Annotated in this window: 13 protein-coding genes; 3 read left to right on the top strand and 10 right to left on the bottom strand. The window is 32.1% G+C overall.

What is annotated here, in order from left to right; translation table 11 throughout:
* Position 1: 1 nt before the first annotated feature.
* Genes AAFP94_RS02670 through AAFP94_RS02660 form a run of 3 tightly spaced genes read right to left on the bottom strand, consistent with a single transcriptional unit; the run spans position 2 to position 3,601 of the window.
* A complete protein-coding gene (locus AAFP94_RS02670; RefSeq protein WP_316660657.1) occupies positions 2-787 on the bottom strand; it encodes an MbnP family protein in 786 nt (261 codons plus the stop codon).
* A complete protein-coding gene (locus tag AAFP94_RS02665; protein ID WP_316660658.1) occupies positions 784-2,115 on the bottom strand; it encodes a hypothetical protein in 1,332 nt (443 codons plus the stop codon). Before AAFP94_RS02665 ends, AAFP94_RS02670 begins: the two co-directional genes overlap by 4 nt.
* A 13-nt stretch (positions 2,116-2,128) precedes the next feature.
* Positions 2,129-3,601 carry a choice-of-anchor B family protein gene (locus AAFP94_RS02660; protein WP_316660659.1) on the bottom strand — a complete coding sequence of 491 codons (1,473 nt, stop codon included), beginning with the start codon at positions 3,599-3,601 and terminating at the stop codon, positions 2,129-2,131.
* A gap of 220 nt (positions 3,602-3,821) precedes the next feature.
* Here AAFP94_RS02660 and thiL point away from each other — a divergent pair, with 220 nt between their 5' ends.
* The gene (thiL, locus tag AAFP94_RS02655; RefSeq protein WP_316660661.1) at positions 3,822-4,862 is read left to right on the top strand and encodes a thiamine-phosphate kinase; all 1,041 of its coding nucleotides are present in this window, start codon (positions 3,822-3,824) and stop codon (positions 4,860-4,862) included.
* 7 nt (positions 4,863-4,869) lie between these two features.
* On the opposite strand, the gene AAFP94_RS02650 is transcribed toward thiL, so the two are convergent.
* A complete protein-coding gene (locus AAFP94_RS02650) occupies positions 4,870-5,169 on the bottom strand; it encodes a hypothetical protein (protein ID WP_316660662.1) in 300 nt (99 codons plus the stop codon).
* 201 nt (positions 5,170-5,370) lie between these two features.
* Here AAFP94_RS02650 and brnQ point away from each other — a divergent pair, with 201 nt between their 5' ends.
* Positions 5,371-6,648 (top strand): branched-chain amino acid transport system II carrier protein, encoded by a 1,278-nt coding sequence (brnQ, locus tag AAFP94_RS02645; RefSeq protein ID WP_316660664.1) that lies wholly within the window; start codon positions 5,371-5,373, stop codon positions 6,646-6,648.
* 5 nt (positions 6,649-6,653) lie between these two features.
* Here the strand turns inward: brnQ and AAFP94_RS02640 are convergent, their stop codons facing one another.
* Both AAFP94_RS02640 and AAFP94_RS02635 read right to left on the bottom strand, forming a co-directional pair.
* A complete protein-coding gene (locus AAFP94_RS02640; RefSeq protein WP_316660665.1) occupies positions 6,654-7,133 on the bottom strand; it encodes an ASCH domain-containing protein in 480 nt (159 codons plus the stop codon).
* 72 nt (positions 7,134-7,205) lie between these two features.
* On the bottom strand, positions 7,206-7,403 hold the full coding sequence (locus AAFP94_RS02635) for a hypothetical protein (protein WP_316660666.1): 198 nt from the start codon (positions 7,401-7,403) through the stop codon (positions 7,206-7,208).
* 326 nt (positions 7,404-7,729) lie between these two features.
* Between AAFP94_RS02635 and AAFP94_RS02630 the strand changes: the two genes are divergently transcribed.
* Positions 7,730-8,242: a fasciclin domain-containing protein gene (locus tag AAFP94_RS02630; RefSeq protein WP_316660667.1), complete on the top strand. Its 513-nt coding sequence runs from the start codon at positions 7,730-7,732 to the stop codon at positions 8,240-8,242.
* 341 nt (positions 8,243-8,583) lie between these two features.
* Here the strand turns inward: AAFP94_RS02630 and AAFP94_RS02625 are convergent, their stop codons facing one another.
* The 4 genes from AAFP94_RS02625 to AAFP94_RS02610 all read right to left on the bottom strand — a co-directional run bounded on the left by AAFP94_RS02625 (position 8,584) and on the right by AAFP94_RS02610 (position 12,547).
* On the bottom strand, positions 8,584-9,360 hold the full coding sequence (locus AAFP94_RS02625) for a DUF1295 domain-containing protein (RefSeq protein WP_316660668.1): 777 nt from the start codon (positions 9,358-9,360) through the stop codon (positions 8,584-8,586).
* Positions 9,361-9,413: 53 nt separating this feature from the next.
* A complete protein-coding gene (locus AAFP94_RS02620; protein ID WP_316660669.1) occupies positions 9,414-9,836 on the bottom strand; it encodes a VOC family protein in 423 nt (140 codons plus the stop codon).
* 169 nt (positions 9,837-10,005) lie between these two features.
* Complete coding sequence (locus AAFP94_RS02615; protein ID WP_316660671.1) at positions 10,006-11,682, bottom strand: hypothetical protein; 1,677 nt, start codon at positions 11,680-11,682, stop codon at positions 10,006-10,008.
* Positions 11,683-11,875: 193 nt separating this feature from the next.
* Positions 11,876-12,547, bottom strand: a complete 672-nt coding sequence (locus AAFP94_RS02610) for a CPBP family intramembrane glutamic endopeptidase (protein WP_316660672.1) — start codon at positions 12,545-12,547, stop codon at positions 11,876-11,878.
* Between the last annotated feature and the right edge of the window lie 217 nt (positions 12,548-12,764).

The raw sequence follows: 12,764 nt of genomic DNA, 5'->3' as shown, positions 1-12,764 counted from the left end.
ATTATATTACATTACCCAGAGTAAATACATTTTGGCCGTTCTGATACATCATAATTTGTGCTCCAAAGTTTGGCATTAGCATGGAGTGAAACTCCTTTAAATCCCATTGAATAGGGTTTTTAAACCATTCGGCAATATTCATTTTAATTTCAAAAGAAATATTGTCATTAATAGTAACACCTCCAAGATCTACAGTAAAAAATGTATCTTGAAATTGTAAATTATTTGGGTCTGAATTATTGACTGCTCTTATGGCATGATATTGATAACCTACTTCAGTAGCCATGTCATCAATAAATTTCCCTTCTAACTGCATAAAATGATAACCACCGCCTAACATGATTGGGACATTCCAAATTTCAGTATTTAAATCTGCATAAGCGCCGTCAATGTTATCTTCATTATCAAAACCAAATGTAAAAGAGACATTTGTATACGTACCTTTTGGTATTTGAACGTTTGGCGAGTAGCTTAAGTTGGTATTGTTTGTTACATCTACCAAATTATAACCATCTACTACCACGGTTGTTCCATTTGAATTTTGAAAGGTGATTTTTGAAATTAAATATCGCAATTTTTCAATGCTTAATTGTTCTCCATTAGCGTTGGTGAAATGTATGGAGTTGAAATTTGAATTTGTAATATTTGTACCATCCCAATGGTGTGTAAAATTGAAAGTAAAATTTGCATCTTGAGAAACAATAGGACCATTGTTGTTGTCAGAATTTGAACAGGATAACAACATAAAGATTTCTATTAACCATAAATTTTTAATGATCTTTTTCATTTTATATGTAAAATTAATACATCTGTAAAACCATTATTTTCGGAGATATCACCGTCAGAACTACTAGAGTCACCAACTGCAATGACGGTTCCATCATTTAGTTGGGTTATACTATAAGCAAAATCGACTTCAGAACCTCCAATGGTTTGCTGCCAATCTAATTCAGCATTGGCATTGATTTTAAGTATCCAGGCATCATTTTGTCCTTTATTTTCTTTGAGATCACCATCAATACTCCTTGAACTTCCTGCTAAATAAAAAGTATTATTTTGAGTACTTACAATAGAGCGAGCAACATCAAAACTACTTCCTCCAAATGTTTTATCCCAAAGCAGAACTCCAGATGGAGTTATTTTAATGAGCCACAAATCTGCTGCCCCTTTGTTTAAAGATACATCCAAATCGGAACTTCTTGTATCTCCAACAACAAGATAATTACCATCTTCTGTTTCTACAATTGCTCTAGCTTCATCTATTTCTGAACCTCCATAAGATTTTTCCCAAAGTAAATCTCCAGAATTTGAAATTTTAATAACCCAAAAATCATAAGATCCTTTACTGGCAGTAATATCAACATCATTACTATCTGATGAACCTACAATTAAAAACCCGTTATCTTGAGTTTCTATAACGTCATAAGGTGTGTCTGTATTTGTGCCACCATAGTATCTGCTCCAAATTAAGTCTCCGTTGGAATCTAATTTTATAATCCAATAATCACCACCTGCATGACGACCAGATCTGTTGTAATTTCCTTCACCTCCTGAAGCTGTTACATCTAGAATTCCTGCTAACAGAAAACCACTATCATTGGTATGTAATAGAGATATTCCAGTGTCATTACCAGCAAATCCTAAAGATTTTTCCCAAAGTATGTTTCCAGAAGCATCAAGCTTAACCATCCAATAATCTTGGGCTCCAGCATTTTCGCTAACATCTAGATCAGAACTTGTACTGAAACCTAAAACAGCATAACCTCCATCAGAAGTTTGGACTAAATCTTTGCCACGGTCATTATCATTACCGCCAAATGTTTTGTTCCATTGTAAATTAGCATTGGCATCAAACTTAAGAACCCAATAATCGTAACTTGCGTTAGTTTTTCCTGAAACATCGCCATCAGTACTTTGAGCGTAGCCCAAAACGGCGAAACCTGCATCGGTAGTATTGATTACAGAATTTGCCCCTTCATTGTTTGTGCCTCCAAATGTTTTAATGGAGATAGAATTCTCTCGGTTAGGGTTTTCAGATTCATTACTTGAGCAATTAAGAAAACACCATGATGAAAATAGAAAACAAACAAATGATATGTGTGTTTTACATTTCATATTTTAGAAGCCTTTATAAATCACTTTCTCTAATTACAAATAAGCCACTATCAATATCGCTTACTAGAATATTTCCACTAGGCAGATAAGGATATACACTCCATGCTCCATCAAAAGAAGCAACATCATTATCTGGATAGGTATCAAAATATCCAATTTCTGAAATACTAGAATTTTCAATATTTGTAACATCAATCATTCTTACTCCAGCTCTATAATTAGCTAGATAAAATGTACTTCCTTTAACATAACCATTATGGTCAATGGCAGTTGTTGCCCCAATGTAGTTAAAAGAAAATAATGGATTGTCTAAATCTATTAAATCAAAAATAATAGTTTTTGTATTGCCTCCAAATGTCAATTCATCAAGCTCGTCTCCAACAATAAAATATCTCATGTCTTCAGTAAACCAGCCTTGATGCGTATAGCCTGTATTACTATAGCTAACACTAGACAAAACTATTGGATTTCCTTTATTGGTCACATCTACAATTAAAACTTCATCTTCATTACTGCCAATATAAATCTCCTTTCCAAAATGTTCTGCATCTGGTCCATTATAAATAACCACTTGAGCATCATGGGAATATCCACTTATTGTACCAGCTTCAATTGGATCTAATGGATTTTCTATATCAATAATAATAGTATCGCCTGCATAGGGACCATCTCTGTCAGTTCCTACGATGTAGGCATAACCATTAGCTTGGTTGACCACAATATTATGAGCACTGCCAAATCCAGAATAATGCAAATCGGATGTAAACGATTGAGGAGGATTTGTAACATTTCTCAATTGCCGTAAATCAAATACTTGCATCCCATGTTCTCCGGCATTATCTGCCACAATGAAAGCATAATTTTCATATATCTTAATATCTCTCCATATATTCCCATAGGTTTGTGAACTTAAACCACCAAGAAAAACAGGAGATAAAGGGTCGCTTACATCTACAAAGACAGTACCATTAAAAACTCCCATAATAGCATATTCTTTTCCTGTCTCAGAGTCTACCCAACCCCAAATATCGTTTCCGGTTTGTGTGTTAAAAACACTTAAAGGAATATGAGACATTAAATCATAACCTTGACATGGGTATATATCTGCAAAACCATTCTCACATAAAGCTAAAGCTGGACTTGGGTTAAGATAATCTTCGTCACATACGTTTCCTATCCCATCATTATCTTCATCACTTTGATCTGGATTTGGAACTAAAGGACAATTATCACTGTCATCAGAAACACCATCATTGTCTCCATCATTGTCACATATATTTCCTATGCCATCATTGTCATCATCAGCTTGATCTGGATTAGAATTTAGTGGGCAATTATCTAGATTATCCTCAATACCATCATTATCGGTATCAATAATTACAATTGGGTCTACCGGTTCGTTATCACAACTTTGAAATTGAAAAGCTAAAAAACCAATAAAGAATAGAATTTGTAATAACTTAAGGTTAGGTATTGTCTTTTTCATTTTAGCAATTTTAAATTATTGGGGGCAAATAATTAATACAAAACGAATTACGATTACAACATATTGCAAAGTAAATTGGATTATACATTGATTTCTCTAATTCCTATTAAACAAATCTAATAGATTATTATTTAATATATAAGTGTTTCGTCTTTTTAATATGTTAAAAGTTAATGCTTTTAATATAGATAATTACTGATTAGCTTCTTATTTTTGCAGCATGATAGAAGATAAAAATCAACAAAAAACAGAATTGAGTGATTTAGGCGAATTTGGTCTAATAGATCATTTGACCAGAGATTTTAAAATAAAACAAAAATCAACCATAAAAGGTATTGGAGATGATGCGGCTATTTTAAGTTTTAAGAATAAGGAAATAGTTATTTCAACAGATTTGCTTATTGAAAATGTTCATTTTGATTTAAGCTATATGCCCTTAAAACATTTAGGATATAAGGCTATTATAGTCAATCTCTCTGATGTTTATGCCATGAATGCCAGTGCTACCCAAGTTACAGTTTCTATTGCTGTTTCTAATCGATTTCCATTAGAGGCTTTAGAAGAATTATATTCAGGTATTGAGACAGCTGCAAAAATTTATAATATCGATGTTATAGGAGGAGATACTACCTCTTCTACTACGGGATTAATAATTTCGGTCACTGCAATTGGAGAAATAAAAGATGGTGATGAGGTTTATAGAAATGGTGCAAGGCCAAATGATCTGTTGGTAGTATCAGGAGATTTGGGTGGTGCATATATGGGTTTACAAGTATTAGAAAGAGAAAAGGAGGTCTTTAAAGTAAACCCAAACAATCAACCAGATTTAGATTCATACACCTATATCATTGAACGCCAATTAAAACCTGAAGCAAGAAAAGACATTATAAAATTATTAAAGGATTTAGACGTAAAACCGACGTCTATGATCGATATAAGCGATGGCCTATCTTCAGAAATTATGCATATATGTAAGCAAAGCGAAGTAGGTTGTGATTTGTATGAAAACAAAATACCTTTAGATCCTCAAGTTATTTCTACTTGTGAAGAGTTTAATATAGATAGTACTACAATTGCTTTAAATGGTGGAGAAGATTATGAATTGCTAATGACAGTGTCTCAAAAAGATTATTCAAAATTAAAAGGAAATCCGAATTTTACTGTTATTGGCTATATGAAAGAAAAAGCGGAAGGCATGCATTTAGTGACCAGATCAGAAATGAAGATTCCACTTAAGGCACAGGGCTGGAAAAGCTTTTAATATTTCTTTAGGCAGAAATCTGTAAATCTGCTTTTGAAAAAGCCGTTTGGTTATTAAAACTTCTTTGACGACTTAATCTTAACATTCTTCGGTTGTGAATGTACTCTAAAATTGAATTGATCTCTCTAAATTTTGGGGTTAATTCAGTAAGTCGACCGTTACCATTTGTGGTCAATTCTTTCTTACAATGTTTGCAAGTATATTCCTTGACATGATAGGTTACTTTTTTAGTCACTTCATAGCTGTGACCAAACACGTTGCAGTACAAAGAAGGTAGTAATGCAGGTTTAGAAGTATTTTTTTTCATGGTTAATTGTTTTTGAGACTTAATAAAAGTATAAAAATAAAATAAAATATTAGATAAAATGTATTAAAAATTCGATGAAATGCATTTTTTTGTAGGAAAATACTCTTAAAAATACAAGATATTATATCTGATTAGCTAGTATTTGTATCTAATTGTTCACAATTTTTTTTTGTCTATCTTTCGAAGTCTATTAACCAATCAATGAAAAACACCAAAGAAACCTTTGTTTTTGGTTTTGCCATTTTTGCCGCTTTTTTTGGAGCAGGAAACTTAATTTTACCACCACTTTTGGGTTTTAATTCAGGACCAGATTGGTGGTTAGTAATGATTGGCTTTCTCACATCTGCGACCATTATTCCGTTATTGGCATTATTAGGGCATGCAAAACTGCAAGGGACAATGTTAGATTTTGGCAATAAAGTATCTCCAATATTTAGTCTCATATTTAGTCTTTGCGTTTATACCATTGCTGTTGCCTTGCCTTGCCCACGTACTGCTGCAGTAACACACGAAATGGCCATTTTACCTTTTTTTGGAACAAGTTCTTTGCTAACGAGTTCCATTTATTTTGCTTTAGCGTTTGTATTTGTAATGAACAGGAATAATGTTTTAGATATTTTAGGAAAATACCTTACACCAATTATTGTTGTCATATTGCTTGTTATTATTCTTATTGGTATTTTCTCACCATTAGCAGTTATGAATCCTTCAATCTTTGACGCTCCATTAATTAGTGGATTGCTGGAAGGTTACCAAACTTATGATGCTATTGCTGGTCTCCTAACAGGAGGTATATTAGTCATTTCGGTGCAAAACTTTAATAAAGACATGTCTTTTAAAGAGAAGAAAGGAATGATTGCCAAATCTGGTCTCATAGCCATGTCTGGTCTTTTTATTATTTATGCTGGTCTTATCGCTGTTGGTAGTAAATATAACAGTCAGTTCCCTGAAGATATTTCAAGGACAGAATTATTAACAGGATTGTCATTAAAAACTTTAGGAAATATTGGTAGTACATTTTTGAGTGTTTTGGTTGCTTTGGCTTGTTTTACAACAGCTGTTGGTATTATAGTTGGAACTGCCGACTTTTTTCAAGGTCTTTTTAAAAAATCTAAACATGCTTATTTAACAACTGCCATTATCTGTTCTATAATTGGAATTGTAGTGGGACAAATGAATGTAAAATATATTATAGACATCGCACTTCCTGCGCTTATGTTTATTTATCCTTTAACGATCGTATTAATCTTGTTGAATATCCTTCCAGCAAGATTGGCTAGTAAATGGGTGTTTAGAGCTGTTGTTTTGGTAGCATTTGCGTTTAGCATCCCAGACTTTTTGAGCTTTTTAATTCCGCAGAAACAATTAGAAAGTTTTGTAAACATTATTCCTTTGGCACAGCATAATTTGGGTTGGGTTTTACCATCTTTAGTAACATTTTTAATTGTCAATTTATTGAGTAAAAGAACAGAAAGTTGATCTCTTTACTGTTTATAAATGGTTTTAAAGTATTCACAAACAATAATCATGTCCTCGTTGAATTTTTTCCCATAAGGCTGCATCTCTCTTGTGTAATAGGCTTCATGAACTCGTCTCCAGTATTCTAAAGATTTATCGCCTTCTCCTTCTATTTCTGCAAACTCATGGGTTATTTCCTGATACGGTTTTGGTGTTACTTTTGTGATTTCAATAATTGCTCTCGCATGTCCATTCCAATCGGTTATAATATGCTGATCGCCAATTTTAGGCAAGGGCTCCTGGTGTTTTTGATACCACCAAAGTGAAGTTGCAGAGGCTTGTTTAATGCCTTGAACTACCAGTTCAACACATTCATTAGCATCATGTTCATTATCACAGAAATGATAAGTAATAGGTTGTTTTTTGATGGAGTTGTTCGGATTATCCTTTAAGAAATCATTCCATAACGATTCTACTGATTTCTTATTTTTGTTTGCTGACGTCATTTTATATAATTACCAAATCTTAATCGTGTCTCCATCAGACCTAATTAGTATTAAATTAGGTTTTGGCGCATCTCAGTCAAATACAAGTTTGGAAGAAAACAATAATTTGTTATTGTCCCAATCCGCTTTTAATTCCAATTCTGTTCCTCCAAGTTCTCCATTAGCTAGAATCATATCTCCATATGTTCCAATAAATTCGGATTTTTCATTTTGAGCTTGAACATTTATTGTCAGCAGGAAGATAGTTAAAATGTAAAGTGTTTTTCTCAAATTGCTTGGAACGTTTTTGTGTATGGTTTATGTGGCTTATAATTCCCATGATTTTCAGTCGTTGCGAATCGCAAGTTTAAAGATATCAATTTTATTTGAAGGTTATATGTTAGTATGAGCTATACACGTTGTTATGTTTTGGTTATTTATTATCCATTTGACTTAACATTTTACTTTTTAAGAGTTCCTGTATCTCAAATATTATGTAGTAATTGGGCTTTATGTGGTTGATTATACATTTGTCTAATAAAAAATACAATAAGTTAGACAAAATAATATATTTATTGTATATTTGAAAAAAATATAAACCTATAAAATAGTAAATTATGAAAAAGTTAGCCTTTATTTTAACGATTACAATGACTTTAGCCTTATCTAATACTGCTACTGCACAAGAAACAATAGTAGATGTCGCTGTTGGAAACGACGATTTTTCAACTTTAGTTACAGCTTTAAAAGCTGCTGATTTAGTTGGTGCTTTACAAGGAGATGGACCATTCACCGTTTTTGCTCCAACAAATGATGCTTTCGCAAAAATTGATTCTAATACATTAAACTCCTTGTTGGAAGTTAAAAATCAAAAAGCATTAGCTAATATTTTAACATATCATGTAGTATCTGGAAAGTTAACTGCAACAGACGTTGTAGCAGCTTTAAAGAAAGGAAATGGTACAGTAGAATTAAAAGCCTTAAATGGTCAAGTCTTAACTGTAATGAAAAAAGATGGAAAAATTTGGTTGAAAGATACAAGTGGTAATTATAGTGAAATCATTGCTACAGATGTAAATGGAAGCAATGGTGTGATACATGTAATAGATACAGTTGTTATGCCTAAATAATTGACAATTAAATTGTATGAAAAGAAAGCTTCGAATTATCGAGGCTTTTTTACTGTTTTTTAGAAGTTTGTGTCAAAAATCAGATAAGCAATAAATAACAAGAAATAAATAGTTAGATAGAACAGGTAAAAGTTTCTAAACTTTTTATATTGGAGATTTTCAGGATAGATATTTCCAAAAAGACCTTTAATTTCTTTCAAAAACAAAGGTTTAATATTTATTAACCAACTATCAGTTTGATAGACTATTTTGCGAAATTTACTTCTATAATAACTTAATGGCAAACCCCAAGCCACAAAAAGTATAAACCAAATATTTTTAGTGATAAAATCCATTATCATTTATTTTTTGGGAAACCACGGAAAAAAGGAATTTGTTTTTTGAATGTAATCTCTGTATTGAGGTTTTGTCTCTTTTAAAGTTTTTTCAAGCAAGCTCACTCCAGATATTTTAATAATCAATAAAGTCATTACAAAAGAACCTATTATTTGCCAGTAACTGCCGGCTGCTATGCTAAAAATGGCATATGCCCACCAAACTGCGGAATCGCCAAAATAATTTGGATGCCTAGTGTATTTCCAAAAGCCAGTATTTAAGACCTTTCCTTTATTTTTATAATCACTTTTAAAACGAGCCAATTGCCAATCGCCACCAGCTTCAAAAGTAAATCCAATAAGCCACACTAAAATTCCTATATAATCTAGTACATTAAGCTTTCCAGTACTGGCACTTAAATTAACACCCAAAAGAGGTAAAGAAATAATCATAATCAAGGCTCCCTGTAATAAAAAAGTTTGAAAAAAACTAAACCACCAATAACGTTTGACGCCATAATTTCTTCTAAATTCCTGATATCTGAAATCCTCTCCTTTGCCAATATTTCTATATGCAAGATAAATAGCAAGCCTAAGTCCCCAAATACTTACTAAAGTTAAAATCAATATTTTTCTAGTATTTAGTTCTCCAGACATAAATACGTAATACGCATTAACAAGGACAAAACCAACACCCCAAAAAATGTCTACAATACTTACATTCTTTATAAAAATACTCCATATCCATAGTAGAGTTACAAGAGTTAAAATGATTAAGGCTGCCTGAAAAAATAGTGTTATCATTGGTTAAGCTAAAACTAGCAATTTATTATATACGGTGATATGTGTAGTTTTTTTTATTTATAAAATTCTCGTTCATTAACTTTAATTGTGGTTAATTCAACTGTATGTCCATCGAGGTCTTTTATGTATATTGAATCAAAGTAATGATGATCTTGGATATTAAATTCCAAATTCAATTCGGTATATCTTTTTTTAGCTTTTTCAAAATTATCATTTGTCACATTAAATGCGAAATGATCAATTTTTACATTTTTTGAAGTTGGCTCAAGTTTAATATCGGTTGTATTTGCAGGAAACAATGCAATTCCTGACTTTCCAGAAAGTAAAAAGATTGGAAAGTCTCCCCATTCAGGTAATTGATATCGTTTTAGTCCCAATACTTTTTCATACCATTTTGCAGAAGCTTCCATATCAGCAACTCGAATTGCTACGTGATCTAAAAATTCAATATCTATTTTATGCTCTTTATTTGTCATTTTTTAAATTACTAACAACGGTCTTGCGCATGATTTCGATGTGTGTTTCAGCAACTAAATTAGCAAATACAAACCGAACAGAAAATCCGCGAGGATTTTTGTAAGTAAGCTTGCACTACCAATGAATTATACAGGCAGTTAATCTTTCGTTGATTATGGTTTTTATTTTTTAATTGTTAATGATTTTTAAATGATCATTTGAGCCTGTTATTTGCCAATTAGCTAATGAGATAGGAATGTTTCCAATACTATTTAGGGTATCAAAAAAATCTTTCAAAACAAATGGCTTGTTTTGTAATTCTTGTATTCTTGCATAATCTGCCATTGTGTTTTCTAGTAAGTATTTACCAGTGATATAACTTGTTCCATATCCTGGTTGTCGTAAATATAAATGTTGTTCAAAAATCAGCAACTCTTTTTCAGTTTTCATCCAACCCCGAGGTGTGTATTCGCTATGAATTCCTCCTGCTTCCTCCATAGTCATCTCATTAGCATGAGCATATAACGACCCTAAACCTCTTGCAGCGCGCTGGGCAATCATTATATATACAATCTCTTTGGTTCTTGGACTATCATCATACAAACCAGCTTGCATAAACATTTCTTCGACAGCAGTAGCTGTTCCTTCATTTCTTGAATCAAAAATGTTATACAATAATGGTTCTTTTCTTATTTCACTTTTGTGTGGTTCATTATCCATACGTGCTAATTCAAACCAATGATAAAAATGTGAGTACAAAGGTCTAGGATCATAATGCTGGCCAATCGCGAAGAAGTTTCGTTTTTCTTTAGGTATATAATCACCTAAATGCTTTCGTAAAGCAGGATCGAAATACGGTTTTACAGTAACGATGTCTTGCTGGTCTAAAAAATTAATCAAGCTTTCGGCAGCCTCATCGGCCATTTTAGCATAGGCTTCAGGAGAGTTTACATCCATAAGCTTTGGCAAATTTCTATTTCTGTGCTCTTCTAATTTTAACGAAGACCAAGCACGAGAGAGTTCACGTTTTAAAATCATAACTTCATTATCCCATGTTAATGGCACCAGGTGCACATTTTGTAAGTACCAAGTGTAATTGTCTTTTCCAATTCCTGATGGACCTGTTTTCGAACTGGATTTAGCTTGAAGCCAAGAAACAAGCTCATTAGTTGAAGCAATTGCTTTATCAATAACTGTAACTAATTCCAAATCTTCTTTAATATGAGCTTGCTTTTTTAGATTGTTAAGCACAACACTCTGATGTTGAATGTCTCTTATACCTGTGACCCATAAGTCCTTAGCATTTCCTATTAAATTTTTCTTTGCTTGGGCATTTATTGGTACAATTTTTTTTAGATCATTTAAGAATTTTGGTCTTTCTTCATCTGATAGAGGAAAAGTATAGGTCCATAGCTCTGTGATACCATGATGAGTTGGGCCCTCATGAGCTGGTACATCGCTTCTATTGGACCAAACAGATTTATAAAAAGCAGGATCGCGAGCCCAAGGTTTTAAAATTCGATGGTTAAAATCATAGCCATTCATTTCAGCCCAAACAATCATCCAATCCACTTTATTTTCTAAGGCCCAATTAGTGGTGTCAATAGACTTTAATTCTGATTGTAATTCTTTAAATCTTGACCAACGCATTTCAAAGGTTTCCTTAGTATAGTCGGGAGCTCCATCTAGTAGCGGTGGTTTTTCAAATATTCTCCATTCTTTAAATAAAGTAACTAAATCTGAATATTCATTAGTTATAAAATTTTCTGTTATAGTTTTGTTTTCTGTGTCTTTTTCTTTCTTGCCTGTTTGACAACTCATAAATAATGTTAAGAAAAGAGAAAGAATGGCGGTGGTTTTTTTCATACTACTCTAGTATTTTTTCTAAATAATTTATTTTATTCAATGAAGGTTAACGGTTTGAATATGGGGCGTTGGGCATTTTAAAGCACCCAACCTATTCAACCACTATATGCTTTATTAATTGTTTTTACCTTTCAAATTTAGTAACATCGCCCAATGACCTATGTTTTTTGTTGGCAAACGTTATTATTCTTTTTTATAATAGATCTTTATAAAGGCCTGAATAAATAATTAAAAATCCAACTGTATCTGCTACAGCATGAGTAACATAAGCAGCCCAAATATTTCGATTTGTTTTTAAATAAACTAAGCCTATAATAAACCCGGTAATAGTTGTTCCTATTACTGCATCAAAACCATTATTGAAATGCAAAAGACCAAAAATAATACTTGAAATAATTAGCGTTAATGTCCATTTGTATTTTATCCTTTCAAAGACCGATACGAATTGTCCTAAAAAGAACGATCTATATATAAGTTCTTCTCCAAAACCTGCTGTAGTCCAAGATACAAGCAAGTATATGATAAGCTGTGAATTGTTCCCCTCAATATCTGCATAGGAAGAGGGTATTTCCTGCACAATACCTAACAAATCTCTAATTGGTGATATTACATAAATTCCAAAGGCTTGAATAAAAAAACCCATTATAATACCAATAAGAATTGTTATTAACCAGCTTTTGGGTTTGAATATGCCAAGGTACTTAATAGATATTTTCTTCCATCGAAATAGAATAAAAATACAAATTACAGCAATAGGAATACCTGCTGGAGGAATAATCTTATCTAAAAAAGATAATGATACTATTATTGTTAGTGCTAAAATATTTTTCCATTTCTTAAGAAATAAATATCCATTATTGTTCATCTTATATCATTTTTATTCCGACAAAAGTTAAAAATACTCACTAATTATCAATTTTTAAATATTTATTAATACTATAAATATACTATTTCATTTTCGAAGCCATTTTAATCATAATAATGGATTTTGTCTCAATACAACAAATTACAAAATAATATTTATTGCACTAGATTATTGAATTCTCACAAACTCAGGGAATGTTTGCCAACGGTTTGTATAT

Origin of the sequence: Gilvirhabdus luticola (assembly GCF_040117515.1) — a bacterium.
In the GTDB taxonomy this organism is placed as follows: Bacteria; Bacteroidota; Bacteroidia; order Flavobacteriales; family Flavobacteriaceae; genus Gilvirhabdus; species Gilvirhabdus luticola.
Note: the sequence above shows the minus strand (reverse complement) of the source record. Positions and strands in the feature narration are given on the sequence as shown.

What these genes read in the sequence shown, in the direction of transcription:
- AAFP94_RS02615 (WP_316660671.1), bottom strand. Translation starts at nt 11,682, where the DNA reads ATGAAAAAAACCACCGCCATTCTTTCTCTTTTCTTAACATTATTTATG.
- AAFP94_RS02620 (WP_316660669.1), bottom strand. Translation starts at nt 9,836, where the DNA reads ATGACAAATAAAGAGCATAAAATAGATATTGAATTTTTAGATCACGTA.
- AAFP94_RS02660 (WP_316660659.1), bottom strand. Translation starts at nt 3,601, where the DNA reads ATGAAAAAGACAATACCTAACCTTAAGTTATTACAAATTCTATTCTTT.
- thiL (WP_316660661.1), top strand. Translation starts at nt 3,822, where the DNA reads ATGATAGAAGATAAAAATCAACAAAAAACAGAATTGAGTGATTTAGGC.
- AAFP94_RS02650 (WP_316660662.1), bottom strand. Translation starts at nt 5,169, where the DNA reads ATGAAAAAAAATACTTCTAAACCTGCATTACTACCTTCTTTGTACTGC.
- AAFP94_RS02625 (WP_316660668.1), bottom strand. Translation starts at nt 9,360, where the DNA reads ATGATAACACTATTTTTTCAGGCAGCCTTAATCATTTTAACTCTTGTA.
- AAFP94_RS02630 (WP_316660667.1), top strand. Translation starts at nt 7,730, where the DNA reads ATGAAAAAGTTAGCCTTTATTTTAACGATTACAATGACTTTAGCCTTA.
- AAFP94_RS02665 (WP_316660658.1), bottom strand. Translation starts at nt 2,115, where the DNA reads ATGAAATGTAAAACACACATATCATTTGTTTGTTTTCTATTTTCATCA.
- AAFP94_RS02640 (WP_316660665.1), bottom strand. Translation starts at nt 7,133, where the DNA reads ATGACGTCAGCAAACAAAAATAAGAAATCAGTAGAATCGTTATGGAAT.
- AAFP94_RS02670 (WP_316660657.1), bottom strand. Translation starts at nt 787, where the DNA reads ATGAAAAAGATCATTAAAAATTTATGGTTAATAGAAATCTTTATGTTG.
- AAFP94_RS02610 (WP_316660672.1), bottom strand. Translation starts at nt 12,547, where the DNA reads ATGAACAATAATGGATATTTATTTCTTAAGAAATGGAAAAATATTTTA.
- brnQ (WP_316660664.1), top strand. Translation starts at nt 5,371, where the DNA reads ATGAAAAACACCAAAGAAACCTTTGTTTTTGGTTTTGCCATTTTTGCC.